Origin of the sequence: Marinomonas pontica, from assembly GCF_026191375.1 — a bacterium.
Classification (GTDB): Bacteria; Pseudomonadota; Gammaproteobacteria; order Pseudomonadales; family Marinomonadaceae; genus Marinomonas; species Marinomonas pontica.
In genome coordinates this window covers 23486-45066 of record NZ_JAODTL010000027.1, presented here as the reverse complement: position 1 = coordinate 45066, position 21581 = coordinate 23486, and the positions used below count along the sequence as shown (strand labels likewise).

Sequence of the window (21581 nt, the reverse complement as noted above, 5' to 3'; positions counted from 1 at the left end):
CTCTTCACAACCAATTAATACCGCATCAAACTGGCTTAATGCACTGGACTGTGTAAAAAAGCTGTCTACAGACACATACGACTTAACAATCAAACCAAATCGCTCCAGCGCCTCAGAAACAGCATCGGCATTTGGGTAATCATTGGCCACCCAAGCCACCACACGATTTGGGGCCAAAGAAGGCTGAGGGGCATCGCTTTCTTGCTCTTGCATCGCCATGTTTAATTGTAGAGCGCCATTTTGAAGCGTTTTTTGTTGGCCATTGACGTCCGCTAACAATCTTTTGATCATCCAAAAACAGCGGCCGCAAAGCCATGTCATTCATGGCGACCATTTCAAGCTCAGTCTTATTGAAGCGGACACTCAAACGACGCTCCGCCATGTCGTTCGACATCACCATCATCAGTAACACACGAATCAATCCACGAAAATGCGCGTCCACCGCAACCACTTTTGCGCCAGTCTCCACAGAGCAATCGATTTTGGCTCGATTCGCCTCGACCCCCATGGCCAGCATCACTCGCTCACTTTCTTGACAAAATACGGTGCCAAGAGGCATAAGGTCCACATCACTTTCAACCAACGCTATGTCATCTAACACGGACAACAACAACGAAAGCCATCCCTTTAGCGAATCCGAACCAACCGAGTTAGGTAATTTGGCCAGATACGCCAACTCACTTAATACGGCATCCGAATCAACGGTTTTCTGATAAGAAGAAGACAATGGCTGCAACTGATCAAGCTGCCAAGTCAACCGAGTTTCTTGCGTAATATTTTTTCCGACCAGTAAAAGCCCACGATAGCCACTTTCATTTTTAAAAGAATGCGCTTGCCAATGGTATATCTGACCTAACTCATTGAAAGTCAGATCAAATGTCACCCCAACATTCCCTTTCAAAGCTTCCTGAATGGGCTGATGGCAAGCAATTGGCATGAAATCAAACACAGTTCGCGCCTTATCAGACCCAGGAAAAATACGCTGCGCTTCCGGGTTTAACAACTCAATTTCAGCAATCTCATTACAAAACACAATCGCGCTGTGAATGGATTCCGCCAGCAGCATAAAACGCTGCTCTTTGGCTTTAATCGACGCCACCAACTGGCGACTTTGGTGCTGAATAGGCTGTAACTCCACATAAGGCAACACAGCCTCTTCATGGTCATACACCATGGCCTCGATCGGCTGAAAAATGGCGGTTTTAATTTGACGAGACAAGACGAAATAAAACCCAAATAACACCAAGAATACCGCTGAAATCAAAGGTAAGGCGTTAGAAAAAAGCACAGAAGAAAAAGTATGCGTTTCTATAACATCCAATAACAAATCAGCTTGCACCGGCGAGGTCAACGGCAATCGCGCACGCAACATGGCATCTGACTGGTCAACACCAGTTCTATGTTCTTCCAACAACACTCTATTGTGCGATACATCATAGATACGAACCGCACTCACCCCAGCGCTTTCCAATAACTCGTTCACCAAGGTCAAATTATCGTTCAGGGAAATAAAGCCATATAAAAAACCCGTATTGTCCTGCTCATCTGACAACAGCGTCGTTTTCAACATCAACAGGGTGGCATTGTCTTTTGTCTCAACGGAAGTCCAGCGATTGATTAAGCCATCGTCTAATACCGAACGAAGATCTACCTTAGTAAACAACCGTGCACGAGGGTCCATTGAGTAACGCCCATCGGTCCACTCAATATAAAAAAGTCTAGCCCACCGAAAAACAACACCTCATGATGACTAAACAACAAATCCAATTCGCGACCGACCACATAATTGCTCAAGGAAAGGTCTTGACCGATGAACTTCATCTCATCTTCTGCACGCGCCAAATAGCCATTAAACGCTTGCTCAACAATCCGATGCTTCAGTGCCAAATTTTTCTCTTGAGCAGACTGAGTCAATACCTCGATAAAATAGACACTCAATGCCGCGATCACAAAAAGATCGCACACATCAACAACAAGGCTTTTTGTTTAAGTCGGTTCTGTAAACTGTCCGTTACTGTTGCCATAATTCCACCGAATACTGATACGCCTGCTGAACCATTAAACGTAAACTGTCAGAATCCAACTCCGCGGGCATAAGCGTCGAATGAGCTACATAAAGGTTCGGCATGTTCTTCCCTTCAAGGTCTAACTTAATGGCCTCAGCCACGGCGATCGATAAATTATCCTGCATAAACAAAACATTGACGCGCACTTTATGGTTCAACAAGTCCGCAATGCCATTGGAAGACAGCCCCCACGCATTCGTCTGAGTATCTTTGATAGACCGCTCTTCCAAAGCAGCCACAACCCCTTCGGAAATATTCTGGGAACAACTGAATATAAAGTCCGTCGGCGACTCATTCAAAAACACCCTAGCAGCCTCATAAGCGTGCTTCTTGTCATCCGCGACCACTCTGACTCGACTGATGCGTCGTTTGTATTTGAGCATTTCATCCAAAAACAAATCACAGCGCGTATAACTCAAATACCCCTGAGGTAGAACCAACGCTGAAATCGTCGTATCTGAAGGAAGCTGTCGATCGAGATAACTTGCCAACATTTTTGCCGCCTTCTTCTGATCAAACCCGATATACATTAATGGTGGATGGTTCATCCAATGTCTTAGTGGCGTCGCAAAGTCATAAAGAATCACCTTGGCTTTACTCGTACGTAAAAAATGCTCTAGAAATCGACGCTGAACAAAGCCCAGCTTTGTCATCACAATGTAATCAGGTGGCGTAGAGGCTATTTTTAAATATGCGGATAAATCACTGTTGTCGTTTGCATCATCAAGGTAAATATCTAAGCGATAGTCAATACCCAGTTCTCGCATTCGCTTTCTAAGCGCCATCTGAAGAGACTTGTTTTCTATGGTGTTTTCATCACCAAACAGCATTAAGGCAATACGAACCGCACGCTTTTGCGCTACTCGAATGGGATTCGGTGGAGAATTGATGATGGTCGTGAACTGTTCCGACAATGGGCCCTGTCGAGGAATCGCCTGATAATAATCATGACTGTCCATCAGATCCAAGGCCATATTTGCGGCGCGAGCGGTCAACGCCGTGCAACCGAGCAGCATCAATACGACAAAAATACACAGCCTTCCCATTACCAAGCTCAATTCACCATCAGCAGAAACATCATTCTAACCAACTTAACGAACTTTCGTGATAACAGGAACAAGAAAATATCAACAAGTGCAAAAAAGACAAAGAGACCACATGACAAACCGTCATTGGCATAAATTTCAGACATAAAAAAAGCCGACATAAAGTCAGCTTTTTTTAAATTTGGTGCGGAAGGAGAGACTCGAACTCTCACGCCGTGAAGCACTGGAACCTAAATCCAGCGTGTCTACCAATTCCACCACTCCCGCAAGGAATGGCGAGCATTATAGGCAATTGATTTTCTCGGTCAATAGTTTTTTTGCTTTTTTATGAAAAACTTAACAATATTTTCCTTTGCCTAACCGCTCAGCCATTCATTCAGCGTCGTTTAAGTCAAAACATCGCTTAAAAACACGACCGCCTGAATATTCGCCGCGCTCGTAACGTACCGCCATTTCTTCCAAATCCATAGTGTGGATACGAGAAGCTTGACCTGCAGAACCAAACGCTTCGTAACGATCAATACAAACCGCTTTCATTGCCTTGATGCTTTCGGTCAGATACTTACGAGGGTCAAAGTTGCCTTTGTGTTCCGCTAAGCTACGACGAATCGCACCCGTTGCCGCCAAACGCAAGTCAGTATCAATGTTTACCTTACGCACACCGTAACGGATCGCCTTAACAATTTCTTCCACCGGAACACCGTAGGTTTCAGGAATATCACCACCAAATTCGTTAATGATTTCCAACCAGTCTTGCGGCACAGAAGAAGAACCATGCAACACAATGTGAGTGTTTGGCAACAACTCAACAATCTTTGCGATACGTTCAATATCCAAAATATCGCCTGTCGGTGGACGAGTAAACTTGTACGCACCATGACTGGTACCAATCGCTACCGCCAACGCGTCAATGCCAGTTGCGTTTACGAAGTCTACGGCTTCTTGAGGATCCGTCAACATCTGGTCGTGCGACAAAATACCTTCTGCGCCGACACCGTCTTCTTCACCGGCTTGACCTGTTTCTAATGAACCAAGTACACCCAGCTCACCTTCTACAGACACACCACAAGCGTGCGCAAATTCAACCGTACGACGAGTGACATCCACGTTGTACTCATAACTTGCTGGCGTTTTGCCATCTGCCATCAAAGAACCATCCATCATGACAGAAGAAAAACCAAGCTGAATAGAACGCTGGCAAATCGCTGGAGAGGTACCGTGATCCTGATGCATGACAACAGGAATATGCGGGTAATCTTCAATGGCTGCCGCAATCAAGTGACGAAGGAAGTGTGATCCCGCGTACTGACGTGCGCCCGCTGATGCCTGCATGATAACAGGAGAGTTCACTTCATGAGCCGCTTCCATAATGGCTTTCACTTGTTCCATGTTATTCACATTGAACGCTGGCAAGCCGTAGCTGTGTTCCGCTGCATGATCAAGCAGTTGACGCATACTAATTAAAGGCATAAAAGGTTTCCTCTGACAATTTGTCTGGTTTTGTATTTATAACGTTTGGAGTTACGGTGTTAGATAACTCTCTGTATTTGTAATCATGACGGCGTTATCACGCATCATGTGGCTTACGCCTTATCGTTATTGTCATACTCAGCTTACGCCAAGTAGGTCACTCTCTAGTTTTGTTTTTCGCCAACACCACTTCAACACAACTCACGTTCTGCATGTGATGGTGTTAGCGAAATAGGCTTTTCGCCTTTTTATTAGTTATAAATTATTTTAGAACGATCTTTGTCATTCTTTGATACTAATTTTGCGCGCGTGATTCCAACATCGCAACCGCTGGTAGCACTTTTCCTTCAACAAATTCTAAAAAAGCGCCGCCGCCAGTCGAAATATAAGACACTTGATCCGCAATATCGTACTTGTCGACCGCCGCTAAGGTATCGCCACCGCCCGCAATGGAAAAACCGTTGCTGTTGGCAATCGCCATCGCCAGCGCTTTGGTTCCACCGCCAAACTGATCAAATTCAAACACGCCCACAGGACCGTTCCAAATAATCGTTTGAGACTCTTCGAGCAGTGCAGCAAACGCCGCCGCCGCTTTCGGCCCGATGTCCAAAATCATATCATCAGCGCCCACATCCGCGGCGTCTTTCACTGTCGCAACCGCATCTGGCGCAAACGCCGTCGCAACCACAACGTCTTCAGGTAATGGAATGCTGGTCTTCGCCATCAAGGCTTTTGCCTGAGGAATCAAATCTTCTTCGTATAAAGACTTACCTACAGGAAAGCCTGCCGCAGCTAAGAAAGTGTTGGCAATACCGCCACCCACAATCAACTGATCCACTTTGTCAGACAAAGATTCCAACACCGTCAACTTAGTCGATACTTTTGAGCCACCAACAATCGCCGCCATTGGACGAGCCGGTTTTGCCAACGCTTTTTCTAACGCTTCAAGTTCTGCTGCCAACAATGGGCCAGCACAAGCAATCGGAGCAAACTTCGCCACGCCGTGAGTAGAAGCTTGTGCACGGTGAGCCGTGCCAAACGCATCCATCACATACACGTCACACAAAGCCGCCATTTTTTTAGACAATGCTTCGTCGTCTTTTTTCTCGCCAAGGTTAAAACGTACGTTTTCAACCAAAACAAGCTGACCTGACTCCACGTCAACGCCATCTAACCAATCTTTGACTAATGGCACGTCTTGGCCCAGCAAATCAGCAAGGTGTGTTGCGACAGGCTGAAGCGAGTATTCGTCTTCGTACTGACCTTCTGTTGGGCGACCAAGGTGAGACATCACCATGACTTTCGCGCCCGCCGCTAACGCTAACTTAATCGTTGGCAATGCCGCACGAATACGCGCATCACTGGTCACTTTACCGTTTTTCACAGGCACGTTAAGGTCTTCACGAATCAATACTCGCTTGTTCGCCAGATCCACGTCTTTCATATTAATTACAGTCATGTACGATGTCCTCGTCGTTTAAACTTCAGATGTCTCAATTCAATTTTGATTGTTCAATCACACCGGCCCAATATTTAGCCACATCCAGCATTCGGTTCGCGTAGCCCCATTCATTATCAAACCAACAAAGCAACTTCACCATGCGCTGATCAATGACTTGCGTTTGCGTACTATCGATAATCACCGAACGCGGATCATGATTAAAGTCCACTGACGCATGCGCTTCTTTGGTAAAGCCCATTAGCCCTGCATACTTTGAGTTTGCCGCTTGTTCTAATTGTGCATTGATTTGCTCAACCGTGACGTCTTGCTCTGTACGCAATACTAAATCAATCACCGAGACGTTCAAGGTGGGAACGCGTACCGCATTACACCCCATTTTTCCGTCAAGTTCAGGCATCATTCGCGTGATGCCGCGCGCCAAACCAGTATCAACGGGAATTATCGAGCTCAACGCCGCACGAGTTAAGCGCAAATCTTTGGTATGATAGCCATCAATCACTGGCTGATCGTTCATCGCAGAATGGATAGTTTGCGTCATACCATGCACCACACCAGCAAACTGTTTAACAACATCCAAAACCGGAATGAGGCAGTTTGTGGTACAAGACGCCGCCGACACGATACTTTGCTCCGCTCGAATATCCTGATGGTTGAAACCATACACAATCGTCGCGTCAACATCCGCCGCCGCTGGCTGAGACAGCAACATTTTGGGTACGCCTGCGTTCAAATAAGCTTGGGCGCCTTCTCGTCCAGAAAAGCTCCCCGAACACTCCAACACCATATCCAGTTCAAGAGCAGACCAGTCCAATTCCTCTGGCGTGGCACAGGAAAAGCACAAGATCGCATCATCACCAATAAGCAATGCGTTATCGCGAGTAGAAACAGGTTGAGGAAAGCGGCCATGCGTTGTGTCATAGCGAGTAAGATAGCTGATTGTCTCAATGTCAGACAATTCATTAATGGCAACCACTTGAATGTGATCGCGGTAGCCGTTTTCATAAAGCGCCCGTAAAACCGAACGTCCGATACGACCATAACCATTGATAGCGACTCGCAACATATTCCCACTACTTCATCGCAAATTTAGCAGCGGAAACGCCCACCACCATAATAAAAAAGAAAAGAGGTACGCAACAAGTGGCGCACCTCTTTTCATCATCAACAAAGGATTACACAGCTAAGATTTTTTCTGCCGTTGCCACCACATTGTCTACCGTAAAGCCAAAGTGTTTCAAAAGATCGCCACCAGGAGCCGACTCACCAAACGTCGTCATGCCAACCATTGCGCCTTCGAAACCAACGTACTTGTACCAGTAATCAGTATGCGCCGCTTCAATAGCAACACGCTTCGTCACACTGCTTGGCAACACAGACTCTTTGTAAGCGGCGTCTTGTGCATCAAACGTATCTCGTAGACGGCATAGAAACCACACGCACGTTCTTACCTTTTGCCGTTAATGCTTCAGCCGAAGACATGGCTAGGCCTACTTCAGAACCTGTAGCAATCAAAATCAGATCTGGCGTACCAGCGCAATCTTGAAGCACGTAAGCCCCTTTCGCGACATTCGCAAGTTGTTCAGCACTGCGAGTTTGCGCAGGCAGACCTTGACGAGAAAAACCAAAGACGTTGGGCCATCACGACGCTCGATAGACGCTTTCCAAGCCACCGCGGTTTCTGCCGCATCACATGGACGCCATACAGACATGTTTGGCGTCATACGCAAGTTAGCCAATTGCTCAATCGGTTGGTGAGTTGGACCATCTTCACCTTGGCCGATAGAGTCATGCGTATAAACAAAAATGTTTTGAATGCCCATCAAAGCAGACATACGCACTGCGTTGCGCGCGTATTCCATAAACATCATAAAGGTCGCACCGTAGTTAATAAAACCACCATGCAAAGAAGCACCGTTCATGATGCCGCTCATACCAAATTCGCGAACACCGTAGAAAACATAGTTGCCCGCTGGATCTTCTTGGATGCCTTTAGAGCCAGACCATAGCGTCAAGTTAGAACCCGCAAGATCCGCAGAGCCGCCTAGCAACTCGGGCAACATGGCACCGAAGAAACCAATCGCATTTTGAGACGCTTTGCGGCTCGCGATGTTTTCGCCTTTATCTTGGCTTTCTTGAATGAACGCTTGAGCTTTTGCTTCAAAGTCCGCAGGCAATTCGCCTTTAATAACGCGACGCTCAAACTCTGCAGCCAACTCAGGGAAAGCGGCCTTGTATGCGTCAAACTGAGCATTCCACTGCGCTTCACGAGCAGAACCCGCTTCTTTCGCATCCCAACCAGTGTAAACATCTGCAGGAATCTCGAACGGTGCGTGTGGCCAGCCAAGGAATTCACGAGCCGCTGCGATTTCAGCATCACCCAATGGTGCGCCGTGACAGTCATGGCTACCCGATTTGTTTGGAGAACCAAAACCGATGATGGTTTTGCAACAAATCAACGTTGGTTTTGTGGTCTCTGCTTTCGCCGCTTCAATCGCCGCTTTAATAGCTTCAGGATCATGCCCATCCACATCCGCAATAACATGCCAACCGTACGCTTCAAAACGTTGTGGTGTATTGTCCGTAAACCAACCTTCAACATGACCATCGATAGAAATACCGTTGTCATCCCAGAACGCAACCAATTTACCTAGACCTAACGTTCCAGCCAAAGAAGCCGCTTCATGAGAAATACCTTCCATCAAACAACCGTCGCCCAAAAAGCAATAGGTGTTGTGGTCAACCACATTATGACCTTCACGGTTGAATTGCGCCGCTAGTGTTTTCTCAGCAATCGCCATACCTACCGCGTTACTGATGCCAGCACCCAATGGGCCCGTTGTTGTTTCAACGCCATCGGTATAACCGTATTCAGGGTGACCTGGTGTTTTAGAGTGAAGCTGACGGAATTGTTTTAAGTCTTCAATAGACAGTTTGTAACCAGACAAATGCAAGAGTGAATAAATCAACATAGAGCCATGGCCGTTTGACAACACAAAACGGTCGCGATCAACCCATTTTGAATTGTTTGGGTTGTGCTTTAAAAAATCATTCCATAGCACTTCAGCGATGTCTGCCATCCCCATTGGTGCACCTGGGTGACCTGAGTTAGCTTTTTGTACGGCATCCATACTTAATGCACGTATGGCGTTAGCAAGTTGTTTCCGAGACGGCATGGTTATTCCACTCCTGATAGCTTAACGAACAATAGAAGGAACATTCTCTACGGGATAGAGCCACCATGCAATGCTGGCACCATCGCTGCGCCCAAACATTGGGCAAAGAAAATGAAATCACTTAGAAATCTGCACCATCCTAACAAAAAAACCGCCTTTTGCCTCGTTTAAATCCATAAACTGGGTTGATATTTAAACAGCGCTGGTTCATCATTCGCACTATGAATACAGCGTCGATTTGTCTCGGCTTGCGGGCGCTATATAAACTCAGCTAAACAGATACGCAAGAACCTGTTTAGCACTTTTCTGCCAAACAGGTTTTTTTATGCCTGTTTAGCGACAAACTCAGCTAAAGAGGAACACTCAACATGTCCGAATATTCTTTATTTACCTCTGAATCCGTTTCAGAAGGCCACCCAGATAAAATCGCTGACCAAGTATCCGATGCGATTCTTGATGCCATCCTAGCGGAAGACTCCGAAGCGCGCGTTGCCTGCGAAACACTCGTAAAAACCGGTATGGTTTTAGTGGCAGGTGAAGTACGTACCAATGCGTGGGTCGACATCGAAGAAATCGCTCGAGGCGTCATTCGTGAAATTGGCTACAACAGCTCCGACATGGGGTTCGATTGGGAATCTTGTGCCGTCATGAACGCCATCGGCAAACAATCTGCCGACATCGCGGTTGGTGTGGATGAAGCCAGTGAAAAAGAGCTGGGTGCTGGCGATCAAGGTCTGATGTTTGGTTTTGCGACAAACGAAACAGACGTATTAATGCCTGCTCCTATTACTTACGCACACCGCTTAGTTCAACGCCAAGCCGAAGTACGTAAGAACGGCACACTGGATTTCCTTCGTCCAGACGCCAAAAGCCAAGTCACTTTCCGTTACGACGAAAATGGCAAGCCATGCGCTATCGATGCCGTTGTACTGTCAACACAACACAGCGCATCCATTAAGCAAGCCGACCTTCGCGAAGCGGTGATGGAAGAAATCATCAAGCCCGTTCTTCCTGCTGAATGGTTATCAAAAGAAACCAAATACTTCATCAACCCAACAGGTCAGTTCATCATTGGCGGCCCAGTGGGCGATTGTGGTCTAACTGGCCGTAAGATTATCGTTGATACCTACGGCGGCATGGCTCGTCACGGTGGTGGTGCTTTCTCTGGTAAAGATCCGTCCAAAGTTGACCGCTCTGCGGCCTACGCAGGTCGTTATGTTGCGAAAAACATCGTTGCGGCCGGCCTTGCTGACAAATGTGAGATTCAAATTTCTTACGCCATCGGTGTGGCTGAGCCAACGTCAATCAGTATCAACACGTTTGGTACAGGCAAAGTCAGCGACGCAGTGATTTCACAATTGGTTCGTGAGCACTTTGAATTGCGCCCAGCGGGTCTGATTAAAATGTTGGATCTGAAACGTCCAATTTACTTACCAACCGCCGCTTACGGTCACTTTGGCCGTGAAGGTGACAACTTCACATGGGAAAAAACAGACAAAGCCGACGCATTGCGCAAAGCCGCTGGTTTATAATTTTCTAATTTTCCGTTATAAAGCCTTCTTCTGACTTTGTTTTACCGCAAAGAGCAGACGAAGGCTTTTTTATTTCTATCGATTTTTCATCCAGTTAGGACACTCAAAACAAGTATGCGTATTCCACGAATTTTTATCGACACAGAACTCAATGAGAATAGCGTTCTTGCTTTACCAGACTCGGCCTTTCAACATCTTTGTAAAGTCCTGCGATTAAAAGCCGACCATCCTATTCGAGTGTTTAATGGTCAACTCTTTGATGGCAAAAACGGCCAATTTAATGCTACGTTGTGTGATGTTGAAAAACGCTCCGCCAACATTCGTGTTACCAGTTTTGAAGCATTAGACAACGAATCCCCTGTTCAAGTGACCATTGGGCAAACCTTATCTCGCGGTGAACGAATGGACTACGCGATTCAGAAATCGGTAGAAGCAGGTGTTCATGCCATTCAGCCATTATTTAGCGAACGCTGCGAAGTAAAACTTCAGGATAATCGTGCCGAAAAGCGTCAGCAACATTGGCAACAAGTCGCGATTAGCGCGGCCGAACAATGCGGCCGAGGTGTGGTTCCAATTGTGCATCCACCCATAGAATTAACCGAATGGATAGAGAAATGTAACGAAATGTTAAAACTTACGTTACATCATCACAGTGCCAAACCTATTCGAGAGTTTGGGCAACCAGCCAATAACCGTGTGGCTCTTTTAATAGGACCAGAAGGTGGCTTGAGTGAAAAAGAAGTCCAACTGTCTGAAAAAGCAGGGTTTAATGCCATTTCACTTGGCCCAAGAGTGCTCCGCACGGAAACCGCACCCATTGTCGCACTCAGCGTTATTAATGCATTATGGGGTGATATCTAAATCGCCCCCTCATAACAGAATCGCAACATATTCAGAGGGTAAATGGTTTTACCATCTCAGTAGAAACAATTAAAGGACAGATAATCTCATGTTTTACCGAATAGTGTTAACTTGCACGGTGTTTTTAGGGACAGCATTTCTACCTGCAATTGCGCACGCCATTTCTCTTGAAGAAGCGACCTATACCGCGATAGAAAATAGCCCAGCCGTAAGGCAAGCTATCGCTAAATATCGAGAATCAAAAGAAAGCGTCGACATTGCACGACGTTCGGGTTATTACCCTAGTGTTGACCTTGCCGCTGGCATAGGGCATGAGACAACCTACGCTGACAACAGCAACTCAAGCGACATAGATCTTACTCGCCGCGAATTGACGCTGTCTTTAAATCAGCCGCTTTTTAATGGCTTCTCAACAGAAAACGACATTGAACGCTTGAACAGTGAAGCCGAAGCCAACCGCTGGAGCGCCCTTATCTCTGTGGAAAATACCGCTCTGGAAGTGGCCGAGGTCTACGCTAATATTTTACGCTATCGCGAGTTGGTTAGTTTAGCGGAACTTAACCTAGAAACTCACGAACGTATTTATGGTCAGATTAAACTAAAAAGCGACTCTGGAATTGGCCGACAATCCGACCTGAGCCAAATTACAGCTCGCCTTGCTAAGGCCCATGCTAACTACTTCGCCGCCATCAATAATTTAAGAGACTCAGAGAGCAATTACCTTAATGTTGTCGGTGAGCTACCACCCAAAGACCTGATCTACCCGGTACCAGACAGAGACTTATTACCCAAAAACTTAGACTCAGCAATCGCAGAATCGCTAAAGAAAAACCCAGCGATTGAAGGCGCCCGTTGGGACGTCGCGGCGACGGAAAGTCTTCAAAAAATCACCGATGCGGACAAATACCCAACGATCAATTTCGTATTGGAAAGAACGTGGAATAACAACCTAGATGGTGATGAAGGACCAAGTGAAGATCTGTTGGCGATGGTGCGTTTAAACTACAACATTTACGGTGGCGGCACACTTAAACGCCAACAAGAAGTCGCCACCCAGCAATACATTCAAGCTATGGAAATTAGACGCAATACGATTAGAGATACGGAATTGACGGTACGTCTAGCATGGGCTGCTTTTGAAGCCACAACAGGACAAAAAGAGCACATTCAACAATACGTCATTGCGACCAAAGAATCTCAAATTGCCTATGAAAAACAGTTCCGCCTAGGCCGACGCACCTTATTGGACGTTTTGGACAGCGAAAACGAACTCTTCCAAGCGCGCCAAGACTACGTCAACGCAGATTATGACGAATTATTTTCCGAGTTCCGCTTGTTTAATGCAAAAGGCGAACTGATGCGTGCCTTCCGTATTTACCGTCCTCAATTACTCGGTTTCGACGATGAGTTCGACAAAGCAGAAAGACCCACTCCGACAGCAAGCGCAACCGATGAATTAAAAGCCATGGAAACCAAAGCGGAAGACAATGCGCTTGAGGCCTCTAAAATCGAGGAAGCTTCCCCTGTCGATAACACAGAAAAAACGAAAGAGAGTGAATTATTTCTGGATGCAGGAAGCAACTCAGGGAGCTGGTAGCCACTCAATACGGACTCTTCAATCGCGCTGAGCCAAGACTCATCATGCTTGCATCGATGTTGGTTCAGCGCGCTTTCTGGCAAAAAAAGCGCATACGTTATGGCAAATCCTCTTCGTGCCATCCCAACGCTGTTTTTAATTTTGAGCAGGCGAATCAACTATCTGAAAATCATGGGTGTTTTTTCTTCTCAGCGTCCCCATATTTCTATAGCATCAACATCTATTAATCGCTTTATCAAAGCCTTAAAACGTCACTTTCGCTTTAGGAACCACCCCTATGACTATTAAACTCGGCATTGTTATGGATCCAATTGCATCCATTAACTACAAAAAAGACACTTCACTCGCCATGTTATGGGCAGCGGCAGACAAGGGCTGGCAACTGATTTACATGGAACAAAAAGACCTGTTTTTGGACAATGGCAAAGCCTACGCCATGACGCGCCCTTTGAACGTTTACAAAGACCCAGCTCACTTTTATGAGCTTGGCGAAGAAAGCAAAATGGCGCTGGGGGAATTGGATGTGATCTTAATGCGCAAAGATCCTCCTTTCGACAGCGAGTTTGTTTACAGCACTATGATCTTAGAACAAGCCGAGCGCGATGGCGCGATGGTTGTGAACGACCCCAAAAGCCTGCGCGATTGCAATGAAAAGCTCTTTGCCACTCAGTTCCCTCAATGCTGTCCAGCGGTTTTGGTAACACGTCGAGCGGATCTACTGAAGCAATTCCACAAAGAACATGGCGATGTCATTTTCAAACCTTTAGATGGCATGGGTGGCACATCCATTTTTCGCTTAAAGCCAGACGATTCAAACGTGAGCGTTATCATTGAAACGCTCACTAATATGGGCACCGAACAGATAATGGCGCAAAAATTCATCCCGGAAATAAAACAAGGGGACAAACGCATCTTAGTCGTTGACGGCGTCCCTGTTCCTTATGCGTTAGCGCGTATTCCGGCTTCGGGAGAGACACGCGGCAACTTAGCCGCTGGCGGTCGTGGCGAAGGCCGTCCTCTAAGCGACAGAGATCGCTGGATTTGTGAACAAGTGATTCCCTCTTTGAAAGAAAAGAATTTAATGTTTGTTGGTTTAGACGTGATCGGCGATTATCTCACTGAAATCAATGTCACTAGCCCAACATGCGTTCGTGAGCTCGATACACAATTCGACCTCAACATCGCTATGACGTTAATCGAAGCCATAGAGAAGCGTCTTTCGTAACCTCGCATGCGAATAACCGATAAGTTTTCCATTGCACTTTTCATTGCCATTAGCGCCCATGCGCTGATGGTGATGATTATTGGTTTCGATTTCTCCCTGCCTTCACCCAAACCTAAAACACTGGAAGTCACGCTCGTTCAGCACACAACCAAAGCGCCCCAAGAAGCAGACTTCATTGCGCAAGCAAACCAACAAGCAAGTGGCACCGAGCTTCGCAAACAAAAGCTCACCACCACAGAAAATGCCCGTTTTTTATCCGATACAATTCAAGAAATCTCCCCACCAGTTCAACCTCAACTCGCGTCCAAAAAGCCCATCGATGAGCCCAGCTTACTGGCAACAAAAGATCAAGAAGCGGTCTTTGAAATCGTCAACGAGTCCGAAAAAGAAGCCAAAACCTTGGAAGAGCAATTTCGCGGGGAAACTCAGATTCCTAGCCATTTATCCAATGACATTGCCACCTTGGAAGCCTTATTGGATCAGCAACGACAGTCCTATGCAAAACGCCCTAGGATTCGCCGCCTTACGTCCGTGTCAGCAAAAGCCGCCGTGGATGCTCAATACTTAGATGACTGGCGACGCAGAATTGAACGCATTGGTAACATTCACTACCCAGAAGAAGCAAAACGCAACCACCTTTATGGTGAGCTACGCCTAGCCGTCATACTATTGCCGAACGGTTATGTTGATGATATTGAAGTACTGCATTCCTCAGGCATTCGCGTACTGGATGACGCCGCAATGCGCATAGTTCGTTTGGCTGAGCCGTTTCAAGTGTTTCCAAGTGAACTCAAAAAAGACGTCGACAAGCTAGAAATCATTCGCACATGGCGCTTTGTGCCAGGTAATCAACTACAAAGCCAGTAAACAGCAAAAACGCAGACATAAAAAAACCCTCACATAGAGGGTTTTAGTATCTTAGCTTTATTCAGGTCAGCTCACACAAGGGTTAGTCGAACTGACCATCACCCATAGCAAGACGAATTTTCTTCATTGCGTTCTTTTCCAACTGGCGAATACGCTCAGCAGAAACGCCATATTCATCGGCCAATTCATGCAATGTGGATTTCGCGTCTGACAACCAACGCTGCACAAGAATATTACGGCTACGCTCATCAAGATCGGCCATCGCCACTTCAAGACGCTGGTTAGAGTCTTCTTCCCAATTACCGTTTTCAAGTAAGGTCGCAGGGTCAGCGCGATGATCTTCTAGGTATTGAGACGGCGCTTGGAAAGCACTGTCATCATCGTCATCAGCAGAAGCGTCAAAGGCCATATCAGAAGCACTTAAACGCCCTTCCATTTGGCGAACGACTTCTGGCGTCACACCTAAATCACTCGCTACCGATTCCACTTCTGAATTACTAAACCAAGACAAGGTCTTTTTCGCGCTACGAAGATTAAAGAACATCTTACGCTGTGCTTTTGTGGTCGCCACTTTCACGATGCGCCAGTTTTTCAAAATAAACTCGTGGATCTCGGCTTTAATCCAATGCACCGCGAACGACACAAGACGGACACCCACTTCTGGGTTAAAACGTTTCACTGCCTTCATGAGACCAACGTTGCCTTCTTGGATCAAATCGCCTTGTGCAAGACCATAGCCAGAATAACTTTTCGCAATATGCACAACAAATCGCAAATGCGACATAACCAAAGTACGCGCCGCTTCAAGGTCTTCTTGATAATAAAGACGTTCCGCTAAGGCTTTTTCTTCTTCGGCTGTCAAAATCGGAATACGTCCGACAGCTTGCATATAAGATTCAAGGTTTTGACCTGGAATCATCATGTCTGTAGGTTGGAGAGCTTTACCCATCTCTATTTCCACCTCGTTGTTCATACTGTGTATGACAAAATATTACCAAGTAAATTCTGCTTGTGTGTGACATAAATGTGAATAAACCATGGCTATTATCTTAATACTGATTTTAGCCTTTCATTGTCACTGCAGTTCAATGTTCGCGATGTGTCGATTAACCGCAATCCATGCGCCAAAAACACCAACAAACGCACTAATAGTTAAACATAAAACAATCTCATCTGCATTAAAAGTCTGCAATTGAAAACCGCTTTGATAAAGGTCGATTAATCGCTCCGCTGGCGCACTCACCCACCAGCTAAGCAAGAGAATACAAAGGCTGGCGAAAAAACCACCTAATACACCAAACCAAAAACCCATGTACAAAAAGGGTCTGCGGATGTAAGCGTCGGTTGCCCCAACTAACTTCATAACCAGAACTTCGTCTCGACGGCTTTCAACCGCCATGCGAATGGTATTGCCCACAATCAATAACACAGCAACCACCAACAATACCGACAAGGCGTACACAAAACGCTGCCCAAAACTCAGTATATTCGCAAGGCGCTGTAACCATTGTGCATCTAATTCGGCGTGGTCCACTTCTTTAAGTGATGCCAATTGGTCGCGTAACGCTTGCAGATTCGACAAGGTGGTAATATCGACGATTTGTTTTGGGATCACTCGCAAAACAATCGGCAATGGGTTTTCGGGCAACGCAGACAAGATTTGCTCATAACCACTGGATTGCTCGAAGTACCTTAACCCTTCTTCTTTGGATATATATTCCACAGACGCAATGTCATCTTGTGCAGACAAACGATGAGACAAGGCCAAGGCTTGAGTATCTTCCATATTAGGAAAAAGATACAAAGTAATGACAGATTGCTGCTCCCATTGATCGGTCACAGACTGCACGTTTTTCAACAGCACATACAAGCCACCCGGTAAAGACAACGCAATCGCGATCACCATCACCGTCATGATGCTCGCCAATGGGTAGCTCACCAAGCGCATGAAACTTTCTGTTAACGTAGCTTGATGCTGACGAAAGTACTTGCTTGGACTAAAGGTCGTTCGCGTCGGCCAGTTATGTGTCGTCGCTTTAATCGACTCGCGGGTAGCGCCGCGCTGATTCGGCTTTTGTGCCATTTAGCCAAACCCTCCATCATTCACCATGCGCCCTTGGTTTAGGGTCAAGACACGATGACGCATACGCGCAACCAACGCCAGATCATGACTCGCCACAAGCACCGTCACACCAACGCGATTGAATTCTTGGAATAGATTCATAATCTCTGCCGACAATTTAGGGTCCAAGTTACCCGTCGGTTCGTCCGCCAGTAACAGTTGAGGCTTATTCACCACCGCTCTGGCTATACCTACCCGTTGCTGTTCACCACCGGACAAGGCCATCGGATTGTATTTTTCCTTGTCCAACAAGCCAACTTTGTCTAGTGCCGCACGCACACGTTTCGCAATCTGTTGAGGGTCAGCACCACTCACTTGCAACGGCAACGCCACATTGTGAAAAACACTGCGATCTAATAACAGCTGATGGTTTTGGAACACCACCCCGACACGACGACGATGTTGAGGAACAGCACGACGGCTCAGCGTACGTAAATCCACACCATCGACCAATATCTGGCCTGATGTTTGGCGCTCTATCATCATCATGAGTTTCATTAAGGTACTTTTACCGGCACCAGAATGCCCAGTGAGAAACGCCATTTCACCTTGTTGCAAATGAAAACTCACTTGCGACAATGCTTCTTGGCCACTCTCGTACTTCTTACCCACCCGCTGAAATTCGATTTCCACGTTAATTCGTTATCCTTAAATAAAACCTTACAAAAAAGGTTAATGCGTTTTTACTCGCTATCGAACAAGGCATCCACAAATTCTTGAGCAACAAAAGGACGCAAGTCATCGGCTTGTTCACCCACGCCAATATAACGAATTGGCAACCCAAACTGTTTGGATATCGCAAAGATGATACCGCCTTTTGCCGTGCCATCGAGCTTTGTCAATGTAATACCGCTCACGCCAACCGCTTCAGAAAACAGTTTGGCTTGGCTGATCGCGTTTTGTCCTGTGCCTGCGTCCAGCACCAACATCACTTCATGTGGGGCATGCACATCAAGCTTTTTCATCACGCGAACCACTTTGGACAATTCGTTCATCAAATTCGCTTTATTCTGCAAACGCCCTGCCGTATCGGCAATCACAATATCGACACCTTTCGCCTTAGCCGATTCAATCGCATCGTAAATCACCGACGCCGAATCCGCCCCCGTGTGTTGCGCTACCACAGGCACGTTGTTGCGCTCGCCCCACACTTGCAATTGCTCCACCGCCGCGGCACGGAACGTATCGCCTGCGGCCAACATAACACTTTTGCCTTCGGCCTGATATTTTTTCGCCAGCTTGCCAATCGTTGTTGTTTTGCCCACCCCGTTTACGCCCACCATCAAAATAACGAACGGACCTTCTTGGTTTGCAGGTTCCAGAACCTGCTCGGATGTTTTTAAAATCCCCTGCATATCGGCTTTCAACTGAGCCAGCAAGGTATCAGCGTCTTTCAGCTCTTTGCGGTTTAACTTTTCCGTCAAGCCATTCATTAATGTTTGGGTAGCATCAATGCCCACATCGGCCATTAATAACTGTGTTTCCAACTCTTCCGGTAAATCGCCATCGACTTTTTTGTTGCCACTGATCACAGACGACAAGCCATTCCCCAAGCCGCTTCGAGTTCGGGATAAACCGGATTTAATGCGCTGAGACCAAGACAGAAGTTGGTTCCTTGACTTCCGCTATCGGCTCAACAGATTGCGCAGTGGCAACCGCCGCATCATCCGCCAACGCCGCTGGCGCCTGCACAGTTTCCGCCGCATCGACTTCAGGTTCAGCAACCTTTAAGGAATCTATATCCTTTTTCTTAGCCGCTTTGATATCTGCATTCATTTTATTCACAAAGCGTCGACGCACAACAAACGCCATGATCGCTAACAGTGTGCCTATCACGATAGGAACATAACGAGCATATTCACCAAGATACGGTGTAAAAAAAGCAATAATTTGATTAACAACTTCCATTAAATCGGTCTCTTTATTTTGACTGATGCAGTTAACATCAGTGAAATGCTATGATTGGACACGGCGCCCTATAGATAGACGCTTAAAAACGATTATTTTATCATCATTCTAGCGCGCAAACAGGCCTAGTTTCACGCTAACTCTTACCATTTCAGGGTTCATTATGTTTAACAGTGACAAACCTCTCTTTAGCCGTCCGGTTTTAGCGGCGATTATGTTGCTCTGCACCCTAAGCATCTGGCTGCTTAATCTAATCGCCACCAACAACACACTTCCCACCCCGACGATCGAACGCTGGACGACGACCTCTGGTATCCCTGTCATTTGGTTAAAGCAGGAAGAATGGGAAAACACCGACAAGGTCGAACTTCGCTTCTCATTCCATTCCGCCACCACCAACACAGCCCTGATACAAACCACTCTGGCGATGCTAATGAGCGATTCTCTACCGTTAAGCACAGCGTCCATCAATCAAAGATTAGCGCCTTTAGCCGCCAGCGCAAACAGCTATTATGATCACGAAAGTCAAACCATTTGTTTAACGTTAAGCAACGAAACACGCTATTTGCTCCCCACCTTGTCATTAGTAACCAACTGGCTGAGCAACCCAGATTTCAAACGCCGCACCTTCGACAATTGGCAAAGCCAGCGCACACAAAATCCCCCTATTCAACACGAACTCGAAAACGTCCTATTCTTCGACAAAAACAATAAACAAATCAGTTCCAATAGCGTGCCTGTATCATTAGAGCAAGTGATTGATTATTACCAACGCTTAAAATCGTCCGCGACCGCGATTTACATCATTGGCGAACTGCCCACTGAAGCAAAAAACACCTTACAGGCCGCTTTAAACAAAATCAGCCAAGAGTACCAAATCGCCACCTCACCTAACGAAAGCATTTACAGCGAGCCGCTAAGCACCATCATCAAACAGAATGAAGGCACGCTTTGGCAAACACGCAGCGCCATTGCACTGATGCCAGTCACCGACATAAAAGAATGGATTAGCTTACAAATTTGGGGGGCTGACTTAGTGGCTACGCTAAACAAGCAGACTCATATCGACTTTGTACAACTCGCATTGACGCTCTCTCCGCAACACCCTTGGGCTTGGTGGAGCATTCAATATGGCAACAGTGTAGCCTCGCCCGACGCCACAACGAATCGGCCAGCCGACCAGATGATTTACCCTAAAAGTTTGGCTTTTTCGGAACAAGTTCCTTCTGCCAATAACAAAAAAATGTTTCAGACCTTGCTGGACTCTTTTAAAAGCCAACTAGAACAGCAAACATTGTCGCCAACGTGGTGGAGTCAAATTGCCACGCAAGTCACTCACGAAAATGGCGCGCTGAATTTAGAAAAATTTGCCAATGGCTATCAAGAAGCGGTCGACAGCTTCACCGTCGAAGAGTATCAAGCGGCCCTAACGCGTTTATTACGGCCATCGTCTTACCAAGAAATTCAGGTTTATCAATGAAAAAAAACGCCCTAAATAACGCGTCGAACAAAAGCAAAGCGAAAGCCTCCAAGCTGCGCATCATCGCCGGCGAATGGCGCTCGCGCCAACTGCCCATTCCAGATATTGAAGGGCTGCGTCCGACACCGGACCGAGTAAGAGAAACCCTATTCAATTGGATCAATCACCAGATCCCCGGCGCCGTATGTGGCGATCTATTTTGCGGCTCAGGCGCATTGGGGTTAGAGGCACTGTCTCGCGGCGCAAAACACCTCACGTTTGTGGACAATTCGCGTGTTGTGTCACAACAAATGACAGCGAACCTATCCACGCTGGGCGCAACCAATGCCAACGTCATCGCTCAAAATGCGGCGGTTTTCCTAGACACGGTAACGCCGCACGCCATGGACATTGTCTTCTTGGATCCGCCATTTAGAAAAGGTTGGTTGGGGCAAATCATCCCTTTATTGGAAAAAGGTTGGCTGGCGGATCGTGCCTTGGTGTACATAGAAATGGAAAAAGAAGCGCCTCTTCCAGAGTTACCAATGCATTGGTCATTAATAAAAGAAAAAAACGCAGGCCAACTTGTCTATCGTTTATTTGAAGTATCGAAATAAGCGCAACCAAAAGCCCTAGCCAAAATAGGGCTTTTGGTGACAACCAACACCACCTCGCGCACCAATAATGCGCAAGCCAGAATCCCCTTCCTCATACTCGGCTCAAACCTCGTTATCCTAACGGTTGTATTTTGTTAGCACGATGCTTGCATAGCTTAACAACCCATGTACTATTT

The 21581-nt window shown here is 46.6% G+C and carries 16 protein-coding genes, 1 tRNA gene and 2 pseudogenes; 7 read left to right on the top strand and 12 right to left on the bottom strand.

Annotated elements, in window-relative coordinates; translation table 11 throughout:
* Positions 1-139: 139 nt before the first annotated feature.
* From N5P32_RS05960 to tkt, 8 genes and pseudogenes are all read right to left on the bottom strand, one after another.
* The gene (locus N5P32_RS05960; RefSeq protein ID WP_265728208.1) at positions 140-1681 is read right to left on the bottom strand and encodes a nitrogen regulation protein NR(II); all 1542 of its coding nucleotides are present in this window, start codon (positions 1679-1681) and stop codon (positions 140-142) included.
* Positions 1648-1950 (bottom strand): hypothetical protein, encoded by a 303-nt coding sequence (locus N5P32_RS05955; RefSeq protein WP_265728207.1) that lies wholly within the window; start codon positions 1948-1950, stop codon positions 1648-1650. The genes N5P32_RS05960 and N5P32_RS05955 overlap by 34 nt, the downstream gene beginning before the upstream one ends.
* 61 nt (positions 1951-2011) lie before the next feature.
* Positions 2012-3112 (bottom strand): substrate-binding domain-containing protein, encoded by a 1101-nt coding sequence (locus tag N5P32_RS05950; RefSeq protein ID WP_265728206.1) that lies wholly within the window; start codon positions 3110-3112, stop codon positions 2012-2014.
* 182 nt (positions 3113-3294) lie between these two features.
* Positions 3295-3379 (bottom strand) — tRNA-Leu (locus N5P32_RS05945).
* A 105-nt stretch (positions 3380-3484) separates the two neighbouring features.
* Positions 3485-4582, bottom strand: coding sequence for a class II fructose-bisphosphate aldolase (gene fba / locus N5P32_RS05940; RefSeq protein ID WP_265728205.1), 1098 nt, complete (start codon positions 4580-4582; stop codon positions 3485-3487).
* A 295-nt stretch (positions 4583-4877) separates the two neighbouring features.
* Positions 4878-6041: a phosphoglycerate kinase gene (locus N5P32_RS05935; RefSeq protein WP_265728204.1), complete on the bottom strand. Its 1164-nt coding sequence runs from the start codon at positions 6039-6041 to the stop codon at positions 4878-4880.
* 34 nt (positions 6042-6075) lie between these two features.
* Positions 6076-7107 (bottom strand): type I glyceraldehyde-3-phosphate dehydrogenase, encoded by a 1032-nt coding sequence (locus N5P32_RS05930; RefSeq protein ID WP_265728203.1) that lies wholly within the window; start codon positions 7105-7107, stop codon positions 6076-6078.
* 109 nt (positions 7108-7216) lie between these two features.
* Positions 7217-9217 (bottom strand): annotated as a pseudogene (tkt, locus tag N5P32_RS05925) (transketolase).
* A gap of 368 nt (positions 9218-9585) precedes the next feature.
* Between tkt and metK the strand changes: the two are divergent.
* The 5 genes from metK (at position 9586) to N5P32_RS05900 (ending at position 15299) form a co-directional block, all read left to right on the top strand.
* The gene (metK, locus tag N5P32_RS05920) at positions 9586-10749 is read left to right on the top strand and encodes a methionine adenosyltransferase (protein WP_265728202.1); all 1164 of its coding nucleotides are present in this window, start codon (positions 9586-9588) and stop codon (positions 10747-10749) included.
* Positions 10750-10863: 114 nt separating this feature from the next.
* Entirely contained in the window at positions 10864-11610 is a 747-nt protein-coding gene (locus N5P32_RS05915; RefSeq protein WP_265728201.1) for a 16S rRNA (uracil(1498)-N(3))-methyltransferase, read from the top strand.
* Between the two features lie 88 nt (positions 11611-11698).
* Positions 11699-13207: a TolC family outer membrane protein gene (locus N5P32_RS05910; protein WP_265728200.1), complete on the top strand. Its 1509-nt coding sequence runs from the start codon at positions 11699-11701 to the stop codon at positions 13205-13207.
* 277 nt (positions 13208-13484) lie between these two features.
* Positions 13485-14432 carry a glutathione synthase gene (gshB, locus tag N5P32_RS05905; RefSeq protein WP_265728199.1) on the top strand — a complete coding sequence of 316 codons (948 nt, stop codon included), beginning with the start codon at positions 13485-13487 and terminating at the stop codon, positions 14430-14432.
* Between the two features lie 6 nt (positions 14433-14438).
* A complete protein-coding gene (locus N5P32_RS05900) occupies positions 14439-15299 on the top strand; it encodes an energy transducer TonB (protein ID WP_265728198.1) in 861 nt (286 codons plus the stop codon).
* A gap of 82 nt (positions 15300-15381) precedes the next feature.
* On the opposite strand, the gene rpoH is transcribed toward N5P32_RS05900, so the two are convergent.
* The 4 genes and pseudogenes from rpoH to ftsY form a co-directional block, all read right to left on the bottom strand.
* The gene (gene rpoH / locus N5P32_RS05895) at positions 15382-16248 is read right to left on the bottom strand and encodes an RNA polymerase sigma factor RpoH (protein WP_265728197.1); all 867 of its coding nucleotides are present in this window, start codon (positions 16246-16248) and stop codon (positions 15382-15384) included.
* A 126-nt stretch (positions 16249-16374) separates the two neighbouring features.
* Positions 16375-17382: a permease-like cell division protein FtsX gene (ftsX, locus tag N5P32_RS05890; protein WP_265728196.1), complete on the bottom strand. Its 1008-nt coding sequence runs from the start codon at positions 17380-17382 to the stop codon at positions 16375-16377.
* Entirely contained in the window at positions 17383-18054 is a 672-nt protein-coding gene (ftsE, locus tag N5P32_RS05885) for a cell division ATP-binding protein FtsE (RefSeq protein ID WP_265728195.1), read from the bottom strand.
* A gap of 50 nt (positions 18055-18104) precedes the next feature.
* Positions 18105-19329 (bottom strand): annotated as a pseudogene (gene ftsY, locus N5P32_RS05880) (signal recognition particle-docking protein FtsY).
* A gap of 163 nt (positions 19330-19492) precedes the next feature.
* On the opposite strand from ftsY, the gene N5P32_RS05875 reads away from it, so the two are divergent.
* Positions 19493-20809 carry a peptidase M16 family protein gene (locus N5P32_RS05875; RefSeq protein WP_265728194.1) on the top strand — a complete coding sequence of 439 codons (1317 nt, stop codon included), beginning with the start codon at positions 19493-19495 and terminating at the stop codon, positions 20807-20809.
* Complete coding sequence (gene rsmD / locus N5P32_RS05870) at positions 20806-21405, top strand: 16S rRNA (guanine(966)-N(2))-methyltransferase RsmD (RefSeq protein WP_265728193.1); 600 nt, start codon at positions 20806-20808, stop codon at positions 21403-21405. The genes N5P32_RS05875 and rsmD overlap by 4 nt, the downstream gene beginning before the upstream one ends.
* Positions 21406-21581: the final 176 nt, after the last annotated feature.